Consider the following 18,745-nt stretch of genomic DNA (forward strand, 5'->3'; position numbering starts at 1 on the left):
AACGAGACCGTTATGCCCAGACTGCCGACCGTGCTTTTTTTGCTGTCGCTGATGACCTGGACCGCAACGGCTGGCGCGCTGACTCTAACCGACGAAGAACGTAGCTGGCTGGCGGGTCACCCGGAATTGCGCCTGGGTGTCGATGCCTCGTGGCCGCCCTTCGAGTTTCGTGACGATGAGGGCCGCTACCAGGGCCTTGCCGCGGATTACATCGAGGTCATCCGCAAAAGGCTGGCAACCCGGCTCACACCCATCGAGCCGGTGAGCTGGACCGCCGTCCTGGAACAGGCCAAAAAGGGCAAACTGGACTTGCTGCCGGGCATCATGTCGACCCCTGAACGCCAGAAATACCTGTCGTTCACCCGCCCCTATCTGGATTTTCCGATTGTCATCCTGGCCCATGTCGGGGGCCCCCAGCCACATAACCTGCAAGACCTGTACGGCCTGAAAATCGCTGTAGTGGAAAACTACGCTCCCCACGAACTGCTGCGCACCCACCATCCCGACTTGAACCTGGTGGCGATGCCCAACGTCAGCTCGACGCTACAGGCGCTGGCCACCGACGAAGTGGACGCCGTGGTGGGCGATCTGGCTTCCAGCGTCTGGAGCCTGCGCCAACTCAAGCTCGATGGGTTGTATGTCAGCGGTGAAACCCCCTATCGCTATCAACTGGCCATGGCTGTACCCCGCGACAACAAGATGCTGGTCGGCATTCTCGACAAAGTCCTGGCGGACATGAGCCCCGCTGAAATCAGCGCTATTCAGGAACATTGGGTCGGCAACGTCCTCGATCATCGAACTTTCTGGAATGACCTGCTGGTGTATGGCCTGCCCGGATTGCTGCTGCTTTCTACCGTGCTGGCGGTGGTTATCCGCATCAACCGCCGCTTGAGCTCGGAAATCGCCCGCCGGGTCGACCTTGAACAGGAACTGCGCAGCAGCGAATACCACTACCGAGGCCTGGTGGAGAGCCTGTCGGCCATCGCCTGGGAAGCAAAAGTCACCGACTTCACCTACAGCTATGTATCGCCCCACGCCGAAGACCTTCTCGGTTATCCCCTGTCCCATTGGCTGATTCCGGGCTTCTGGCGCAACATCATTCACCCCGCCGACCTGACCCGCGCCCAGACCTTCTGCGATCACGAAGTACTGGCCGGGCGCGATCACCGCCTCGACTACCGGGTGATCACCGCCGACGGCCGCTGCCTGTGGGTGCGCGATATCGTCAGCCTGATCGAACACGGGCATGAGCCGGTGCTGCGCGGGTTGATGATCGATATCACCGACGCCAAGCGCACCGAGGAAGCGCTGCGCCTGTCGGAACAGAAATTCGCTTCCGTGTTCCAGCAATGCCCGGACATTCTGGTGATCGCGCGCCTGAGCGACGGTTGTCTGCTGGAAGTCAACGAAGCGTTCGAAGAACAGATCGGCCTCAAGGCCGAGGACGTCATTGGCCAGACAGCCACCAACCTGAACATCTGGGGGATTCCCGGTGTTGGGCCGGGTCTGTTGCAACGCTTGCAGGCCGGCAGCATCCGCAACCTGGAAATGCCCTTTCGTCGCAGCAACGGCCAGGTGTTTACCGGACTGATCTCCGCCGAACCGTTCAACCTCGACATGACACAGGCGCTGGTGGTCGTGGTGCGGGACATCACCCAACTCAAGGAAACCCAGCAACAGCTGCAAACTTCCGAAGAAAAATTCGCCAAGGCTTTCCATGCCTCCCCCGACGGCTTGCTGCTGTCGCGGCAAAGCGATGGCCTGCTGTTGGAAGTCAACGAGGGTTTTAGCCGCATCACCGGGTTCAACAGCGCCATGTCGGTGGATCGTTCGGCGCTGGACCTGGGGATCTGGGTCAACCTCAATGAACGCAAGCAAATGCTCGATCTGCTGCACCGGGACGGTTTTGTCCGCGACTACAGTTGCCATATCCGCCGCAGCGACGGGCAGATCCGCCTTTGTGAAGTGTCCAGCCGTCCGCTGCCGATTGGCGATGAAGACTGCATGCTGACCATCGCCCGGGACATCACCGAGCGACACCTGATGCAGGAAAAACTGCAACAGGCCGCCACCGTGTTCGAAAGCACCGCCGAAGGCGTGTTGATCACCGATACCCAGCAGCACATCAGCGCAGTCAACCGTGCGTTTTCCGAAATCACCGGTTACAGCGAAAGCGAAGCGCTGGGCCACACGCCGCGCCTGCTCGCCTCGGGCCTGCATGACAGCGCATTCTATGCGGCCATGTGGCATCAATTGACCGCCGAAGGTCATTGGCAAGGCGAGATTTCCAATCGACGCAAGAATGGCGAGCTGTACCCGAGCTGGCTGACCATCAGTGCCGTGCGCAACCACGACAAGTTCATCACCCACTTTGTCGCAGTATTCGCCGACATTTCCAGCCTCAAGCATGCCCAGGCCAAACTCGACTATCAGGCACACCACGACCCGCTGACCGGCCTGCCGAACCGCACGTTATTCGAAAGCCGCTTGTTGACGGCGCTCAACAACCAGCAGGAAAACGGCGGCCAGGGTGCCGTGCTGTTCCTCGACCTTGACCGCTTCAAGCACATCAACGACAGCCTCGGCCACCCGGTCGGCGACCTGCTGCTCAAGGGCATTGCCGTACGCCTCAAGGAGCAGCTGCGTGACATCGACACCGTTGCGCGCCTGGGTGGCGACGAGTTCATCATTCTGTTGCCGGGCCTGCAACAATCCAGCGATGCCGACCACATCGCCACCAAGTTGCTCAACTGTTTCGGCGCGCCGTTCCAGGCTGGCGAACACGAGTTTTTCATCAGCGCCAGCATCGGCACCAGCCTCTATCCGAAGGATGGTTGCGACGTTGCCACACTGATCAAGAACGCCGACGCCGCGATGTACCGCTCCAAGGCCAAGGGCCGCAACCGTGTCGAAAGCTACACCCGCGACCTCACCGCTCAGGCCAGTGAACGCGTGGCGCTGGAACACGAACTGCGCCGCGCCATCGAACGCAATGAGCTGCACCTGTGCTACCAACCGAAAATCAGCCTCGAAGACTACAGCCTGGTCGGTGCCGAAGCACTGATCCGTTGGCGCCATCCGACCTTTGGCGACGTGCCGCGAGAACACTTCATCCCGCTGGCTGAAGAAAACGGCATGATCCTGCAAATCGGCGACTGGGTCCTGGAAACCGCCTGCCGGCAGATGGCCGAATGGCACCGGCTGTACGGAAGTCCCGGCCCGCTGTCGGTCAACCTTGCCGGTGCCCAATTGCGCCAACCCAACCTTCTGGGCCGTATCGAGCAGTTGCTCAAGGACAACGGCCTCAACCCCGGCTTCCTGCAACTGGAAATCACCGAAAACTTCATCATGAGCCAGGCCGAAGAAGCGCTGGCGGTGCTGCACCAACTCAAACATCTGGGCGTGCAACTGGCCATCGATGACTTCGGCACCGGTTACTCGTCCCTGAGTTACCTCAAGCGCCTGCCGCTAGACATCCTCAAGATCGATCAGTCCTTCGTCCGCGGCCTGCCGGACGATCCCCATGATGCGGCGATCGTACGGGCCATCATTGCGCTCGGACGCAGCATGCCATTCACCGTGATTGCCGAAGGGGTCGAGACCCTGGCGCAACAACAATTCCTCGCCGCCGAGGGCTGCGAGCAAATCCAGGGCTACATCGTCAGCCTGCCCCTGACAGCGGACGAATTTGCCGCGACATTTCTTCGTACAACCGTAATGGCTTTTTCAGATAGCACAGCCGCGAAACCGTCGTTATAATCCGCGGCCTACTGAGGGCCTATAGCTCAGTTGGTTAGAGCAGAGGACTCATAATCCTTTGGTCCACGGTTCAAGTCCGTGTGGGCCCACCAAACAAGAAAGCCGCGCATTGCGCGGCTTTCGCCAGATCTGATGATTGACGCGGGTAGCAACTTTCATTAGATTTGCCCCATCGAAGCGACTGACCGGATGAGATTGAGCGCTTCCCAGCGGCGAAAGCCGTAACCGTGCAAGGCGGTTCGCAAGTGGTGTCCGGATCTGTTTTACCGAATCGAAGAAGACGCCTGCGGCGTCTTTTTTCGTTTCTGTCCCTAGCGTTTGGTCGAACTCGGTTGCCGTAAATAAACCTTACCGCACAGCAACATAAAGCCGATCTTCCCCAGCAACCTCGGCGGTTGCCTGGTTTGGTGATATGCACTTTCAACCACCAGATTCAGATCCTGCGGTTTTTCCTCCGCGGCCCGACGCAGTTCAAAAAACACGTGATAAGGCCCGGCCGGGTCCAGAATCATCATAGAGAAAGCCCAATTGCGCCGCGTCGCAGTCTCACGGACCTTGGACTGGGGATGATTTAACCGATGTATCACTGCCGGCAGCGCTAATGACAGCCGATAACGGATTGAACAGAAGGTGCGCGGTCGTCCGGCACTATCAAGAATGATTGGCTCTGCGACTGGATGCGTCTCTGCGTCGTAACCCTGGCTGAAACAGTGATTCGAAAAAGTGACATGCACCCGCAAGTCACGCTTGGCCAACTGACTCGAAATCGTGAAGTTGAATGGTTCAAGGTGAGCAAAATCGTAGGTCTGATCGCCAATGGTCAGTGCTGGAAAATAGGCGGTCACTTCCGTCTCCACTCCGCCAACTTCGAACCAAGGTCCGACGTCACGAAAAAGAACGAATGATCGACAAGAGACCGCTGCCGTGTATGTCAGGCATTTCCGAAAAAGATGTTGCTCAATCGCCCTGAGGCAGATCTGTTTTCGGGGAGAGGCAGCCAAACATGAAACCCGCGCAATGCGCGGCTTTTTCGTGTCTGACGTTTAGTTTTGTTTACTTATGGACTCGCTTTATCGGATGACGCCTTAGGACCTTGTAGGCAAACTCCGAATCTTGCATTTGGGCACTTTGCCGCCTTGTTGCGCTTTTCTTCGACGGGATAGTCTCCGGACGTCGCTGACCAATCAGTGATCGGGCTTGGAAACCCGACGAAATTAGACGCAACAGTTTGCCCATCTCAATCTCGAGTTATGGCGGCTGTGCGTGGGACGTCCATGGACGTGCCGGTTTCCTAGTTTCCCGGTTTTCCAACCTGCGCGCAGCTGCCACCCATTCGCTTGGAAACGAATGTGACAGCTCCTTAAAAAATTAGGAGTTTGAACATGAGCACATCCACACCTTCAGAACTCAAAACCATCGGCTTCACCCCCTTCCTGTATCTCTCGAATCAACCCCTGTTCCACGTCTGCCGCGACGTCCCCATCGCCGACGCCCTGGCCCAAGCCTCCGACCTGCTGTTCCTCGCCAAGTCCCTCACCGTGGACGCCGCCTACGCCCAAGACTCCGACCGCCACGCCTGGGCCGCGCATTACCTGACGACGATGAGCAAAGCGGTGATTGATGATGTGGTGAAAGTGCTGACGCGGCGGTCTGTTCAAACGAGAGATGGAGCAGATCGATAGAACAACGCGTAATCACGCCGCCTGAAAAGTCCCAAAAAGGGACCAAGCGTTCCCTTTTTGGGACTGATAGCACCAGACTTTTCGCCCTTCGCTACCTCCAGTGCTGAACGACATCGCTGCAGCTGTCAGTCCAAACACGTAACGAAGGTATGGCCTGCACCGCCCGCAGCCGTTCCAGCATCTGCCCCGTCAACACAACCTCATACGTATCCGCCGCCCTTCCCCACTGCTCCACGATGGCCATTGCGTCCACCAGCGCCCCGGCCAATTCGGCAATCGTCCCGGCCTGATCCTCGATGATTTTTTGCGTCCGAGCCCACAGCCGATCAGTCATCGCCTTGAGCTGCGCCGTTATGCGTTCAGACGACGCTGGATCGGTATCGGGATAGGCGATATTACGCAGCAGATGCTGAAGCTCCCTGATTTTTGCGTAATCCTGTTCCGCCCCCTGCTCGCCTTTGAGGATGGCGGCGGCTTTGGGTTTATCGACGCGTTTTACGGCTGAAGGCTTTAAAGGCAGTGTCTGCGCCATTGCGCCCGCCAGGAGCACCATCATCCGGGCTTCCAGATGTTCCTTCATGGCTTCCATCGACGAAATGGGGCGCACCAACGTAATGGAGGCCCCTCCCTGGTGGCGCAAGTCCTTGGTCACTGTCAGGGTCACGCCGCCCGTTTCAAATCCCAGGGCGCGGGCTACCACGTAGTGCCCCATTTCGTGATGGGCGATCTGCAATGCACGGTCCCGTACAGCAGCAGGTAGCTTTGTTGTCATGTCCTTGGCCTCTCACCCTCGACTGCATCAATCTTAGTCGATTGCCCACTCTCTTTCGGCCACAAGCGTCGCGTCGAACGAGCCTGTAACATGCTGGACCATTGATTCACGCCTCTGGAGCCACGCCGTTGCCCGACACTCGCCCCCCTGTTCTCGACGAAATCGATCGCCAACTGATCGCAGCCCTGCAGATCAACGCCCGCGAGAGCGTGGCCATGCTTGCCCGGCAGTTGGGCATCGCCCGCACCACGGTCACCTCGCGTCTGGCGCGGCTGGAAAAGGCTAAAGTGATCACCGGCTACGGTGTGCGCCTCGGTCAGCGGGTGGTGGATGGCGGGTTGCAGGCGTATGTCGGGATCACTGTGCAACCGCGCTCCGGCAAGGAGGTGTTGCGACGTCTGAGCGCAATGGCGCAGGTGCAGCAGTTGTGTGCGGTGAGTGGCGAGTTTGATTATGTGGCGTGGTTGCGCACCGATTCACCGGAGCAGCTGGATCAGTTGCTGGATCAGATTGGCAGTGTGGATGGGGTGGAGAAGACCACGACCTCGATCATCTTGAGCAGCAAGATTGATCGGGGGCAGCCGGTTTGACATTCCAATTCAGCTTTCATGGGTGTCTGAGCTGACGCCATCGCGAGCAGGCTCGCTCCTACAGTGGGCAGTGTGCATCAATAGATCGTCATATTGATCATCTAACTGGCAAAACGACGACACTTTGCGTCTTATTAACGTGCTCCGCGCTCTCTAGAATGGCTGGCATCTTTTCCTATACTCAGATGCGCATTCCGCGTCGAGTCGCCAGTAAGGTCAGCCATGAACAAGAACAATCGCCATCCTGCAGACGGTAAGAAACCAGTCACCATTTTCGGCCCGGACTTTCCTTTCGCCTTCGACGACTGGATCGAACACCCGGCCGGGCTGGGCAGTATTCCCGAGCATAGTCACGGTGCCGAAGTGGCGATTGTCGGCGGCGGGATCGCCGGCCTGGTGGCGGCGTATGAGCTGATGAAGCTGGGCCTGAAACCGGTCGTCTACGAAGCCTCGAAAATGGGCGGCCGCTTGCGCTCTCAGGCGTTCAATGGCGCCGAAGGCATCATTGCCGAACTGGGCGGGATGCGCTTCCCGGTGTCGTCCACCGCGTTTTATCACTACGTCGACAAGCTCGGCCTGGAAACCAAACCGTTTCCGAACCCGCTGACGCCGGCTTCGGGCAGCACGGTGATCGACCTCGAAGGCCAGACTCATTACGCACAGAAGCTGTCGGACCTTCCTGCACTGTTCCAGGAAGTGGCTGACGCCTGGGCCGATGCCCTGGAAGCCGGTTCGCAGTTCTCCGATATCCAGCAAGCCATCCGTGATCGTGATGTGCCACGCCTGAAAGAGCTGTGGAACACCTTGGTGCCGTTGTGGGACGACCGCACCTTCTACGACTTCGTCGCCACTTCCAAGGCGTTCGCCAAGCTCTCCTTCCATCACCGCGAAGTGTTCGGCCAGGTCGGTTTCGGCACCGGCGGCTGGGATTCGGACTTCCCGAACTCGATGCTGGAAATCTTCCGCGTGGTCATGACCAACTGCGACGATCACCAGCACCTGGTGGTCGGCGGCGTGGAGCAGGTGCCCCTGGGCATCTGGCGCCATGTGCCGGAGCGTTGCGCGCACTGGCCGGCGGGCACCAGCCTCAGCTCCCTGCACAACGGCGCACCGCGTACCGGCGTGAAGAAAATCGCCCACGCGCCGGGCGGCCGTTTCGCCGTCACCGACAACTGGGGCGACACCCGCGAATACGCCGCAGTGCTGACCACCTGCCAGAGCTGGCTGCTGACCACCCAGATCGAATGCGACGAAACCCTGTTCTCGCAAAAGATGTGGATGGCCCTGGACCGCACTCGCTACATGCAATCGTCGAAGACTTTCGTGATGGTCGACCGTCCGTTCTGGAAGGACAAGGATCCGGAAACCGGCCGCGACCTGATGAGCATGACCCTCACCGATCGCCTGACCCGCGGCACTTACCTGTTCGACAACGGCGACGACAAGCCCGGGGTGATTTGCCTGTCGTACTCATGGATGAGCGACGCGCTGAAAATGCTGCCGCAGCCGGTGGAGAAACGCGTGAAGCTGGCGCTGGATGCGTTGAAGAAGATCTACCCGAAAGTCGACATCGCCGCGCGGATCATCGGCGACCCGATCACCGTTTCGTGGGAAGCCGACCCGCATTTCCTCGGCGCCTTCAAAGGCGCCCTGCCCGGCCATTACCGCTACAACCAGCGTATGTACGCACACTTCATGCAGGACGACATGCCCGCCGAACAACGCGGAATTTTCATTGCCGGCGACGATGTTTCGTGGACGCCGGCCTGGGTCGAAGGCGCGGTGCAGACCTCGCTCAACGCAGTGTGGGGCATCATGAAACACTTCGGCGGTGCAACTCACGCCGAGAATCCGGGTCCAGGAGATGTGTTCAACGAGATCGGACCGATCGCCCTGCCCGAGTAAGAGGATTCCGAAATGCGCGTAGCCCTTTACCAATGTCCACCACTGCCGCTGGATGTCGCCGGCAACCTGCAACGCGTGCAGCAGCTTGCGCTGGAGGCAAAAGGCGCCGATCTGCTGGTGTTGCCGGAGATGTTCCTGACCGGCTACAACATCGGCGTCGATGCCGTCAGTGTGCTGGCGGAAGTGCATAACGGTGAATCGGCGCAGCAAATTGCGCGCATTGCCAAGGCTGCCGGGATCGCCATTTTGTATGGCTATCCCGAGCGCACCGCCGACGGGCAGATCTACAACGCTGTGCAGTTGATCGACGCCAATGGCGAGCGCCTGTGCAACTACCGCAAGACCCATCTGTTCGGCGATCTGGATCACTCGATGTTCAGCGCCGGCTCAGACGAGTTTCCCATCGTTGAACTCAACGGCTGGAAGCTCGGTTTCCTGATCTGCTACGACCTGGAGTTTCCGGAAAATGCCCGACGCCTGGCCTTGGCTGGTGCAGAGCTGATTCTGGTGCCGACTGCGAACATGATTCCGTTCGATTTCGTCGCCGATGTCACCGTGCGCTCCCGCGCCTTCGAAAACCAGTGCTATGTGGCTTATGCCAACTACTGCGGCCACGAAGGCGACATCCACTATTGCGGTCAAAGCAGCATCGCCGCACCGGATGGCAGCCGCATCGCTCAGGCAGGCCTTGATGAAGCATTGATTGTCGGTGAGTTGGATCGTCAGTTGATGGTCGACTCCCGCGCCGCCAATCGCTACCTGATCGATCGTCGTCCCGAGCTTTACGGCGACCTGAACAAGCGCTAGTCCTAGGGGGCGTTCTCAATTAGTTTCCCCGCCGCGTTGTCGCCTTAAAGCGGGCCAGGCAAGGCGCAGGCCGCTGGGAATGGTTGTTCCCTTTCCAAGGCCTGCAACGCAGCCTGGCCCGCTTTAAGGCACAACCCGAAGGGCCGGGCCTGCTGTTGTGCAGGGCCGCGTTGCTCGAAGCTTATTTGGAATGACCAAACCACGCTTCTCGCGCCTTGCCCTGCACAACAGCAGACCCGGCGCGGCGCGGAAACTAATTGAGAACGCCCCCTAATCCGCTAGCATTGGCACTTCACTGTTCTGGAAGTGCCCATGCCCGCGCTGAATCCCCTTCGCCCCCACACTGAAACCCTGGCCAACGGCCTGCGGGTGACGCTGCGTCATGCCCCTGATTTGAAGCGCTGCGCAGCAGCGCTGCGGGTCGCCGCGGGCAGCCATGATGTGCCGCTGGCGTGGCCTGGCCTTGCGCATTTTCTTGAGCATCTGCTGTTTCTTGGGACTGAGCGTTTTCCTGCAGGGCAAGGGTTGATGGCCTACGTCCAGAGTCATGGCGGCCAAGTAAACGCGCGGACCAGCGAACGCACCACGGACTACTTTTTCGAACTGCCACCCCAGGCGTTTGCCGGTGGGCTGGAGCGTCTGTCAGACATGCTCGCCCATCCACGTATGAATCCGGACGATCAACAGCGGGAACGGGAAGTGCTGCAGGCGGAATTTGTCGCCTGGTCGCAGGATCCGGTGGCGCAACAACGGCAGGCATTGTTCGATGGGCTTTGCGAGGCGCATCCGCTGAGAGGTTTCCATGCCGGCAATCGCGACAGCCTCCCGGTGTCGCAACCCGAATTTCAGCAGGCATTGCAGGATTTTTATCAGCGGTTTTACCAGACCGGGCAGATGACCTTGAGCCTGGCCGGGCCGCAGAGCTTCGATGAACTAAGAGGTTTGGCCGAGACATTTGCCAGCGTCATTGCCGGCGGTGAAAAGGCCACGCAACAATCCCCGACACGGCTGATGGCGACTTCAAACGCCAGTTATCAACAGGCTGACGAACGACGACTGGATTTGCTGTTTGCCCTCGAAGCGCTACCCGACTCCGCCGCCGAAGCACTGGGCTTTCTGTGTCATTGGCTGAATGCCGAGAAACCGGGCGGTTTGCTGGCGGATTTGCGTGAGCGCGGATTGGCCGAAAAGCTGAAGGCCGAGTCGCTGTATCAATTCGCTGCGCAAGCCTTGCTGCACTTTGAGCTCACATTGTGCGCCAACTCTTTGGCAACCGGGATTCGCGAGCGGCTGATGGATTGGCTGGGCTTCTTCGCCAGGCAAGACTGGAGCCGATTGCGCGAAGAATACGCAACCCTGCTCCAGCGCCAACAGCAAATCAGCAGCGCCTTGCAACTGGCCCGACTGGACAGCGAGCAACGCGAAGGCGGGTTATCTGACCAAGGCGTTACAGCCCTCAAGCAAGTCCTCAAACAAATCGGCGCTGTGGATAACTTCAGTGGCCCCTGGCGATTGCCAGCACCCAACCCGTTCTTGCGCTGCGAAGCACCGGCAGCCAACGCCGGATTGATTCGCGGCCAGACCAGCGCCCACCGCGGCCTGCGCACCTTTGCCCAGGATCGCTCGCGCAGCCGTCGTGAACGTTCGCCGATGCAATTCAGCCAGGCATGGCCGGACAATGGCGCGGAAGGTGCGATTTATCTGCGCTGGCGCCTGGACTCGGCTCCCGGCAGCAATCTTCAATCACGACAGGAAAACCACCTGCAACCGTTGCGCGAAGACGCGCACCAGGCCGGTGTGGATTTTTCCTTCAGCGCGTCGGGCAACGAATGGCTGCTGAAAATGACCGGGCTACAGGAGCCGATGCCCAGCGTCCTGGAGCATGTGCTGAAAGAACTGACAAAACCTGATGCCGCTGTCTCACAATCCGAATCGACCAGCATTGCGCCAATACCGATTCGACAACTGCTCAAGGTATTGCCCGAACACTGCCTCGAGCACAGCGCGAGCTCGGATGACCTGCAGCAACTCTGGTCGAGTGCGCGATGGGATGGGCTGGCCATCGGGTTATCGGCTCAGACTCAAGCGGCCATGGGCCTGGCCTTGAGCCGCATACCCGGCACGCCGGACAATCAACCGACGCCGCCCTCTTCGAGCCTTGCACAGCATCTGTGGAGCACTGTCGATACCGCCTCCAGCGAGCACGCGTTGCTGCTGTTCTGTCCGACAGCCAGCCAGGAAATAGCCGACGAAGCCGCGTGGCGTTTGCTCGCGCATGTCTGCCAGACACCCTTCTACCAACGCTTGCGAGTAGAGTTGCAACTCGGCTATGCAGTGTTCAGCGCCCTGCGACAGATTCACGGGCAAACCGGGCTGCTGTTCGGCGTGCAATCGCCAAGCGTTGCGCCGGCGGAGCTGCTGCAACACATCGAGCAATTCCTGAATCGATTACCGGAGCTGATCCACGCGCTCGACGACACCACCTTCAACGCTCAACGCCAAGCCCTGGCGGATCAGTCTTGCAGCGCTGCGCTCACCACGGGTCAAGCGGCCGAATTGCTCTGGCAGGGTAAACTGGCCGGCCGTTCGTCGGAATATCTGACGCACTTGCCCGAGGCCATTGTGCGCATTGACCGGACCGCTCTACTGGCTGCGGCCCAACGCCTGAATCAGGCCGAAGGCGGCTGGCTGTGCCTTGCCAACAGCGCGGCACCAGGCGCCCCATGGCAAACGACAAAATGATCATTACCAGGGCTGCAAGGAGCTTTCTCAAAGTTTCACGGACAATCCCTTCGAAATTTTGAGTAACATAGTCACCTAACTGTCTGGAACATCTCTGATTTGAGGTGGACTATGCCTATAGACAGCGCTGTCTCACCCCCACCTGAAGGAGTTCAACTTATGGCCTGGACCAAACCTGCCTACACCGACCTGCGTATCGGCTTTGAAGTCACCATGTACTTCGCCAGCCGCTAATCTGCCTTGGCGGACTGCAGCTAACGCCTCGGTTATCCCGAGGCGTTTTATTTTCAGCGTTGAAATGATGGAGCGCCCATGTTTGTCCAGATTCTAGGTTCCGCTGCCGGCGGCGGCTTCCCCCAGTGGAACTGCAACTGCTTGAACTGCGCAGGCTTTCGTGACGGCAGCCTGCGGGCCAAGGCGCGGACGCAATCGTCCATCGCGATTTCCGATGATGGCGTGAACTGGGTGCTGTGCAACACCTCCCCGGACATCCGCGCCCAACTCCAGAGCTTCGCCCCGATGCAGCCGGGCCGCGCCCTGCGCGATACCGGGATCGGCGCGATCATCCTGATGGACAGCCAGATCGACCACACCACCGGCCTGCTCATGCTGCGCGAGGGTTGCCCGCATCAGGTCTGGTGTACCGACATGGTCCACGAGGACCTGAGCACTGGTTTCCCACTGTTCAACATGCTGACTCACTGGAACGGCGGGCTGAACTGGAATCGTATCGAACTCGATCAAAGCTTCACCATCCCCGCCTGCCCGAACCTGCGCTTCACCCCGCTGCCTTTGCGCAGTGCCGCACCGCCGTACTCGCCGCACCGCTTTGACCCGCATCCGGGCGACAACATCGGCCTGATCGTCGAAGACCTCAACACCGGCGGCAAACTGTTCTACGCGCCGGGGCTGGGCAAGGTCGACCCACCGCTTCTGGAAATCATGGCCGATAGCAATTGCCTGTTGGTTGACGGAACGTTGTGGGACGACGATGAAATGCAGCGTCGTGGCGTAGGCACCCGCACCGGTCGCGAGATGGGGCACCTGGCGCAGAACGGCCCTGGCGGCATGCTCGAAGTGCTTGAGCAATTGCCCAACCAGCGCAAAGTACTTATCCACATCAACAACACCAACCCGATTCTCGATGAGAATTCGCCGCAGCGGGCTGAGCTGGATCGGCGCCAGGTGGAAGTGGCGTATGACGGCATGAGTATTGTGTTGTAAGTAGCCGAGACCGCTGCGCGGTCTATCGCGAGCAGGCTCGCTCCCACAGGGGTACGCGATCAACTGTGGGAGCGAGCCTGCTCGCGAAGAGGCCAGCTCAGGCACCAAAGAATCCACCGGTCCTACCCGGAGAACCGCAATGACCGACACCCCAATGTCCCCCGCCGAGTTCGAGGCCGCCCTGCGCGCCAAGGGCGCCTATTACCACATCCATCACCCCTATCACGTGGCGATGTACGAAGGCCGGGCGAGCCGCGAACAGATCCAGGGCTGGGTCGCCAACCGTTTCTACTATCAGGTGAACATCCCCCTGAAGGACGCGGCGATCCTCGCTAACTGCCCGGACCGCGAGATCCGCCGCGAATGGATTCAGCGCCTGCTCGACCACGACGGCGCGCCCGGTGAAGACGGCGGTATCGAAGCCTGGCTGCGTCTAGGCCAGGCCGTGGGCCTCGACCCGGACCAGCTGCGTTCCCAGGAGCTGGTGCTGCCCGGCGTACGTTTCGCCGTGGACGCTTACGTCAACTTCGCCCGCCGTGCCAGTTGGCAAGAGGCCGCGAGCAGCTCGCTGACCGAACTGTTCGCCCCGCAAATCCACCAGTCGCGCCTGGACAGCTGGCCTCAGCATTACCCATGGATCGACCCGGCCGGCTACGAGTATTTCCGCACACGCCTGGGTCAGGCACGGCGGGATGTCGAGCACGGCCTGGCGATCACGTTGCAGCACTACACCACCCGTGAAGGCCAGGAGCGCATGCTGGAAATTCTCCAGTTCAAACTGGACATTCTTTGGAGCATGCTCGATGCCATGAGCATGGCCTACGAACTGAAACGCCCGCCGTATCACAGCGTGACCGGGGAACGGGTCTGGCACAAAGGAATCACCTTATGAGTTTCGATCGCAACAAGACCCCGACCTGGCGCCCCGGCTACCGATTCCAGTACGAACCGGCGCAAAAAGGCCATGTGCTGCTATACCCGGAAGGCATGATCAAGCTCAACGAAAGTGCCGCGCTGATCGGTGGTTTGATTGACGGTGAACGGGATGTCGCGGCAATCATCAATGAGCTCGACCAACAGTTCCCCGGCGTGCCCGAGCTCGGTGACGACATCGAGCAATTCATGGAGGTTGCCCGTGCGCAGCACTGGATCACCCTTGCCTGATTCATCGGTGCAAGTGCCGCCCAAACCTGAAATCGGCCTGCCGCTGTGGCTGCTGGCCGAGCTGACGTACCGCTGCCCGCTGCAATGCCCGTACTGCTCCAATCCGTTGGATTTCGCCGAACAAGGCAAGGAGCTGAACACCGAACAGTGGATCAAGGTGTTCCGCGAAGCGCGGGAAATGGGCGCCGCGCAACTGGGCTTTTCCGGTGGCGAGCCGCTGGTGCGCCAGGACCTCGCCGAGTTGATTGGCGAAGCCCGCAAACTGGGTTTCTACACCAACCTGATCACCTCCGGCATCGGCCTGACCGAGCAGAAAATCAGCGACTTCAAGAAGGCCGGTCTCGATCACATCCAGATCAGCTTCCAGGCCAGCGACGAACAGGTGAACAATCTGCTGGCCGGGTCGAAAAAGGCCTTTGCGCAGAAACTGGAAATGGCCCGGGCGGTGAAGGCCCACGGTTATCCGATGGTACTGAACTTCGTCACCCATCGGCACAATATCGACCAGATCGACCGCATCATTGAACTGTGCATCGCCCTGGAAGCGGACTTCGTCGAACTCGCCACATGCCAGTTCTACGGCTGGGCGCAGCTCAATCGCGTTGGGTTATTGCCGACCAAAGAGCAACTGGTGCGCGCCGAACGCATCACCAATGAGTACCGCGCCAAGCTGGAAGCCGAAGGGCACCCGTGCAAGTTGATTTTCGTCACCCCGGACTACTACGAAGAACGCCCGAAAGCCTGTATGAACGGCTGGGGCAGTATTTTTCTGACGGTCACGCCAGACGGAACCGCCCTGCCCTGTCACGGTGCCCGACAGATGCCGGTGCAGTTTCCCAACGTGCGCGACCACAGCATGCAGCACATCTGGTATGACTCGTTCGGCTTCAACCGCTTTCGTGGCTACGACTGGATGCCCGAGCCGTGCCGCTCCTGCGACGAGAAAGAAAAAGACTTCGGCGGCTGCCGCTGCCAGGCGTTCATGCTCACCGGTGATGCCAGCAACGCCGACCCGGTGTGCAGCAAGTCGCCACAACACGGCGTGATCCTCAAGGCTCGCGAAGAAGCCGGGCACGCTACCCAGACCATCGACCAACTGGCCTTTCGCAATGAACGAAACTCACGCCTCATCGCCAAAAGCTGAACCTTTGAGCGCCGCCAAAGCCGTGGCCGCCGGTATCGACTTTGCCGAACTGCAAGTCGGTCGGCAGGGCCTGTTCTGGAACGAGTACCGACCCGAAGACGCGGCGTGCCGGATCTGGCATTGGCATAACGGTGCAGCGAAATGTCTGACGCCACTGGGGTTCAGCGTACGCAGTCGCGTGTACGAATATGGCGGCGGAGCGTTTTGTCTGACGGATGACGGTATCGTTTTCGTCAACGAAGCAGACCAGCAACTGTATCGGCAATCACTGCAAGGCGAAGCGCCCGAAAGGCTGACATCCAGTGCGTGTCGCTATGGCGATCTGCAGTTCGCCAACGGGCAAGTGCTGGCGGTCGAGGAGCATCGCGATCAACATCGACTGGTGGCGATCGATCTGCTCGATGGCGCTCGTCACCTGCTGGCCGAGGGTGCTGATTTCTACGCGGCACCGACACTGAGTCCCGATACCCGACGCCTGGCCTGGATCGAGTGGAGTCGCCCGAATCAGCCATGGACAGCGACCCGCTTGATGGTTGCCGAACGCCTCGCCAACGGCGGCTTTGCCGAGGCCCGTTGTGTGGCGGGCGACGGCGCTGAAGAGTCGGTGCAACAACCGCGGTTTGATGCTGGCGGTCGCCTGTATTGCCTGACGGATCGCGCGGGTTACTGGCAGCCATTCGTTGAATCTGCAAATGGTCTGAATCCGTTGCCATGTAACACCGCGGACCATGGTCCCGCACCCTGGCAACTTGGCGGCTGCACCTGGGTGCCGCTGAACGAAAACAGCTACCTGGCCAGTTGGACCGAGGGCGGGTTTGGCCGATTGGGCATAGGCGGCAGCTCCAGCGCCGACTTCACCGGTGACTACAGCCGCTTCCGCCATCTCGCCGTGGATGAGCAGTTCATCTATTGCATCGCGGCGTCGCCCGTCAGTTCAACCGCCGTCATCGCCATCGACCGCCAGAGCCGGCAAGTGAAAGTATTGGCCGGCGGCATTGCACCACTTCCTCCCGACCAGATCAGCCGCCCGCAAACCTTGCGCTACCCGAGTGGCTCAGGCGAAGCACACGGCTTCTTCTACCCGGCGATGACCGGCGAGACGAAACCTCCACTGGTGGTATTCATCCATGGCGGACCGACGTCGGCGTGCTACCCGATACTCGATCCGCGTATCCAGTACTGGGCACAGCGGGGCTTCGCCGTGGCCGACCTCAACTATCGCGGCAGCAGCGGTTATGGCCGGGCCTATCGTCAGGCGCTGCATTTGAGCTGGGGTGATGTGGATGTCGAAGACGCTTGCGCGGTGGTCAGCCATCTCGCCGAACGTGGCTTGATCGATGGCGACAAAGCGTTCATCCGCGGCGGCAGTGCTGGCGGTTACACCACTCTTTGCGCCTTGGCATTTCACAACGTGTTCCGCGCCGGCGCCAGCCTGTATGGGGTCAGCGATCCGGTGGCGCTGGGGCGCACGACCCACAAATTCGAAAGCGATTATCTGGATTGGTTGATCGGCGATGCTCTGCGGGATGCCGAACGCTACGCGGCCCGCACGCCTCTGCTGCATGCGGGCAACATCCGCGTGCCGATGATCTTCTTTCAAGGGGAACTGGACGCCGTGGTCATCCCGCAGCAGACCCGCGACATGGTCTCGGCGCTTCAGGACAACGGCATCCTGGTCGAAGCGCACTACTACGCGGACGAACGCCACGGTTTCCGCAAGGCCGGCAATCAGGCCCATGCGCTGGAGCAGGAGTGGTTGTTTTATCGGCGGGTGATGGAGCACGCCAGCTGAAATCGGCGGTATTCCAATCGCTGGCAAGCCGGCTCCTACAGAACCGTGATCTCCCGTAGGAGCTGGCTTGCCAGCGAAAGCGATCTATCTAACGCCGCAAAGTCTTAGCGCTTGGCGATGATGTAAACCGCATGCACGATCCCCGGAATGTAACCGCACAACGTCAGCAGAATATTCAGCCAGAACGCCCCGCCAAATCCTACTTGCAGAAACACACCCAGTGGCGGCAACAGGATGGCGATGATGATGCGAATAAAGTCCATGGGACAGCTCCTGATTGGGGTGGACTCGTTCGAGCCCTACAGCTAATCGACCTGTACCGTTTGTCAGGGTTCAGCCCAATTCCTCAGGCCAGTATCTCCAGACCGTGTTTCTGCACGATACTCAACAACTTCAACGCCATGCCACTGGGGTGCTTATCCCCTGCTTCCCATTGCTTGACCGTGGAAGCACTGGTGTTCAGGTAGCGCGCAAACACCGGTTGACTGACATTGTTGCGCTCGCGCAATGCCTTGATCTCCTGCGCGGGAATCGCATCCGGCACCCTTGCAAGACAGGATTCATCGAATTCACGCATGGTCGCCTTGCTGATTGCACCAATGGCGTACAAGGCGCTGGCAGACTCATGTATCGACTCAAACGCTTCACTTTTGAATTTCTTACTCATCAGATATCTCCACAAACTCCTTCGTATCCAGCAAGTACTGGACTTGCACTTCTGTCAGCCCACAATAGGTCTTAGCCATCTTCCGAAATCCGATCAGTTCGGCCTGATTGATGTTGCTCTGATCCTTCTTCGCATACAGGAACTGATAAATCCAGTAAGCACCGCCTTTGGCCAGGATAATCGAACGATGGCGGTTGGCATTCAAACGCTTCTTCCAAACCCCGCCTCCCAAATTGTCAGCCTGACCATTGAGCATTTCGGTGAATGCCTCCCGGAGCTCGTCGTCACCGATCCAGGCCTTGGCAGCCTGCATTGCGAAGCGCTTTGTCTTGAACAGCCTTGGTGACATTGGCATCCCTTCCATAAAACTACCACCCAGTGGTATATAAATCAAAACCAACGCGACAGTGATACCGTTTTGCTAGCACTGGCACTCCCTGCCGATGCACGCTAGAAAGCCATTGATGTACTAACCGCTCAAGCCGAAATTGCCTTTG

Annotated in this window: 17 protein-coding genes and 1 tRNA gene; 13 read left to right on the forward strand and 5 right to left on the reverse strand. The window is 59.5% G+C overall.

What is annotated here, in order from left to right; translation table 11 throughout:
- Positions 1–12: 12 nt before the first annotated feature.
- Positions 13–3,759: a bifunctional diguanylate cyclase/phosphodiesterase gene (locus tag C8K63_RS12040; RefSeq protein WP_108216914.1), complete on the forward strand. Its 3,747-nt coding sequence runs from the start codon at positions 13–15 to the stop codon at positions 3,757–3,759.
- A gap of 15 nt (positions 3,760–3,774) precedes the next feature.
- A tRNA-Ile gene (locus tag C8K63_RS12045) sits at positions 3,775–3,851 on the forward strand.
- A gap of 219 nt (positions 3,852–4,070) precedes the next feature.
- Here the strand turns inward: C8K63_RS12045 and C8K63_RS12050 are convergent.
- Positions 4,071–4,604 carry a hypothetical protein gene (locus C8K63_RS12050; RefSeq protein ID WP_177413280.1) on the reverse strand — a complete coding sequence of 178 codons (534 nt, stop codon included), beginning with the start codon at positions 4,602–4,604 and terminating at the stop codon, positions 4,071–4,073.
- Between the two features lie 537 nt (positions 4,605–5,141).
- On the opposite strand from C8K63_RS12050, the gene C8K63_RS12055 reads away from it, so the two are divergent.
- Complete coding sequence (locus tag C8K63_RS12055; protein WP_108216916.1) at positions 5,142–5,441, forward strand: DUF3077 domain-containing protein; 300 nt, start codon at positions 5,142–5,144, stop codon at positions 5,439–5,441.
- 91 nt (positions 5,442–5,532) lie between these two features.
- Here the strand turns inward: C8K63_RS12055 and C8K63_RS12060 are convergent, their stop codons facing one another.
- Positions 5,533–6,213, reverse strand: coding sequence for a peptidase M41 (locus C8K63_RS12060; protein WP_108216917.1), 681 nt, complete (start codon positions 6,211–6,213; stop codon positions 5,533–5,535).
- 128 nt (positions 6,214–6,341) lie between these two features.
- Between C8K63_RS12060 and C8K63_RS12065 the strand changes: the two genes are divergently transcribed.
- The 10 genes from C8K63_RS12065 to C8K63_RS12110 all read left to right on the forward strand — a co-directional run bounded on the left by C8K63_RS12065 (position 6,342) and on the right by C8K63_RS12110 (position 17,581).
- A complete protein-coding gene (locus C8K63_RS12065) occupies positions 6,342–6,803 on the forward strand; it encodes an Lrp/AsnC family transcriptional regulator (RefSeq protein ID WP_007980298.1) in 462 nt (153 codons plus the stop codon).
- 222 nt (positions 6,804–7,025) lie between these two features.
- Positions 7,026–8,708, forward strand: coding sequence for an NAD(P)/FAD-dependent oxidoreductase (locus C8K63_RS12070; RefSeq protein ID WP_108216918.1), 1,683 nt, complete (start codon positions 7,026–7,028; stop codon positions 8,706–8,708).
- A 12-nt stretch (positions 8,709–8,720) separates the two neighbouring features.
- Positions 8,721–9,515 (forward strand): carbon-nitrogen hydrolase family protein, encoded by a 795-nt coding sequence (locus tag C8K63_RS12075; protein ID WP_108216919.1) that lies wholly within the window; start codon positions 8,721–8,723, stop codon positions 9,513–9,515.
- A 312-nt stretch (positions 9,516–9,827) separates the two neighbouring features.
- Positions 9,828–12,257 (forward strand): pyrroloquinoline quinone biosynthesis protein PqqF, encoded by a 2,430-nt coding sequence (gene pqqF / locus C8K63_RS12080; RefSeq protein WP_108216920.1) that lies wholly within the window; start codon positions 9,828–9,830, stop codon positions 12,255–12,257.
- A 159-nt stretch (positions 12,258–12,416) separates the two neighbouring features.
- Positions 12,417–12,491, forward strand: a complete 75-nt coding sequence (gene pqqA, locus C8K63_RS12085) for a pyrroloquinoline quinone precursor peptide PqqA (protein ID WP_003444522.1) — start codon at positions 12,417–12,419, stop codon at positions 12,489–12,491.
- Positions 12,492–12,569: 78 nt separating this feature from the next.
- The gene (gene pqqB / locus C8K63_RS12090; protein ID WP_108216921.1) at positions 12,570–13,481 is read left to right on the forward strand and encodes a pyrroloquinoline quinone biosynthesis protein PqqB; all 912 of its coding nucleotides are present in this window, start codon (positions 12,570–12,572) and stop codon (positions 13,479–13,481) included.
- 139 nt (positions 13,482–13,620) lie between these two features.
- A complete protein-coding gene (gene pqqC / locus C8K63_RS12095) occupies positions 13,621–14,373 on the forward strand; it encodes a pyrroloquinoline-quinone synthase PqqC (RefSeq protein ID WP_008051584.1) in 753 nt (250 codons plus the stop codon).
- The gene (pqqD, locus tag C8K63_RS12100; protein WP_108216922.1) at positions 14,370–14,645 is read left to right on the forward strand and encodes a pyrroloquinoline quinone biosynthesis peptide chaperone PqqD; all 276 of its coding nucleotides are present in this window, start codon (positions 14,370–14,372) and stop codon (positions 14,643–14,645) included. Before pqqC ends, pqqD begins: the two co-directional genes overlap by 4 nt.
- Complete coding sequence (gene pqqE / locus C8K63_RS12105; protein WP_108216923.1) at positions 14,617–15,789, forward strand: pyrroloquinoline quinone biosynthesis protein PqqE; 1,173 nt, start codon at positions 14,617–14,619, stop codon at positions 15,787–15,789. Before pqqD ends, pqqE begins: the two co-directional genes overlap by 29 nt.
- Positions 15,755–17,581, forward strand: coding sequence for a S9 family peptidase (locus tag C8K63_RS12110; RefSeq protein ID WP_108216924.1), 1,827 nt, complete (start codon positions 15,755–15,757; stop codon positions 17,579–17,581). Before pqqE ends, C8K63_RS12110 begins: the two co-directional genes overlap by 35 nt.
- 104 nt (positions 17,582–17,685) lie before the next feature.
- Here C8K63_RS12110 and C8K63_RS12115 read toward each other — a convergent pair whose 3' ends face one another.
- The 3 genes from C8K63_RS12115 to C8K63_RS12125 all read right to left on the reverse strand — a co-directional run bounded on the left by C8K63_RS12115 (position 17,686) and on the right by C8K63_RS12125 (position 18,597).
- Positions 17,686–17,844, reverse strand: coding sequence for a YqaE/Pmp3 family membrane protein (locus C8K63_RS12115; protein ID WP_003228885.1), 159 nt, complete (start codon positions 17,842–17,844; stop codon positions 17,686–17,688).
- An 83-nt stretch (positions 17,845–17,927) separates the two neighbouring features.
- On the reverse strand, positions 17,928–18,248 hold the full coding sequence (locus C8K63_RS12120) for a DNA-binding transcriptional regulator (RefSeq protein ID WP_108216925.1): 321 nt from the start codon (positions 18,246–18,248) through the stop codon (positions 17,928–17,930).
- Positions 18,241–18,597, reverse strand: a complete 357-nt coding sequence (locus C8K63_RS12125) for a type II toxin-antitoxin system RelE/ParE family toxin (protein ID WP_108216926.1) — start codon at positions 18,595–18,597, stop codon at positions 18,241–18,243. The genes C8K63_RS12120 and C8K63_RS12125 overlap by 8 nt, the downstream gene beginning before the upstream one ends.
- Positions 18,598–18,745: the final 148 nt, after the last annotated feature.

The sequence above is a fragment of the Pseudomonas sp. GV085 genome (assembly GCF_003050925.1).
GTDB lineage: Bacteria > Pseudomonadota > Gammaproteobacteria > Pseudomonadales > Pseudomonadaceae > Aquipseudomonas.

What these genes read in the sequence shown, in the direction of transcription:
- C8K63_RS12055 (WP_108216916.1), top strand. Translation starts at nt 5,142, where the DNA reads ATGAGCACATCCACACCTTCAGAACTCAAAACCATCGGCTTCACCCCC.
- C8K63_RS12110 (WP_108216924.1), top strand. Translation starts at nt 15,755, where the DNA reads ATGAACGAAACTCACGCCTCATCGCCAAAAGCTGAACCTTTGAGCGCC.
- pqqB (WP_108216921.1), top strand. Translation starts at nt 12,570, where the DNA reads ATGTTTGTCCAGATTCTAGGTTCCGCTGCCGGCGGCGGCTTCCCCCAG.
- C8K63_RS12060 (WP_108216917.1), bottom strand. Translation starts at nt 6,213, where the DNA reads ATGACAACAAAGCTACCTGCTGCTGTACGGGACCGTGCATTGCAGATC.
- pqqC (WP_008051584.1), top strand. Translation starts at nt 13,621, where the DNA reads ATGACCGACACCCCAATGTCCCCCGCCGAGTTCGAGGCCGCCCTGCGC.
- C8K63_RS12120 (WP_108216925.1), bottom strand. Translation starts at nt 18,248, where the DNA reads ATGAGTAAGAAATTCAAAAGTGAAGCGTTTGAGTCGATACATGAGTCT.
- C8K63_RS12070 (WP_108216918.1), top strand. Translation starts at nt 7,026, where the DNA reads ATGAACAAGAACAATCGCCATCCTGCAGACGGTAAGAAACCAGTCACC.
- C8K63_RS12125 (WP_108216926.1), bottom strand. Translation starts at nt 18,597, where the DNA reads ATGTCACCAAGGCTGTTCAAGACAAAGCGCTTCGCAATGCAGGCTGCC.
- C8K63_RS12115 (WP_003228885.1), bottom strand. Translation starts at nt 17,844, where the DNA reads ATGGACTTTATTCGCATCATCATCGCCATCCTGTTGCCGCCACTGGGT.
- C8K63_RS12075 (WP_108216919.1), top strand. Translation starts at nt 8,721, where the DNA reads ATGCGCGTAGCCCTTTACCAATGTCCACCACTGCCGCTGGATGTCGCC.
- pqqF (WP_108216920.1), top strand. Translation starts at nt 9,828, where the DNA reads ATGCCCGCGCTGAATCCCCTTCGCCCCCACACTGAAACCCTGGCCAAC.
- C8K63_RS12040 (WP_108216914.1), top strand. Translation starts at nt 13, where the DNA reads ATGCCCAGACTGCCGACCGTGCTTTTTTTGCTGTCGCTGATGACCTGG.
- pqqD (WP_108216922.1), top strand. Translation starts at nt 14,370, where the DNA reads ATGAGTTTCGATCGCAACAAGACCCCGACCTGGCGCCCCGGCTACCGA.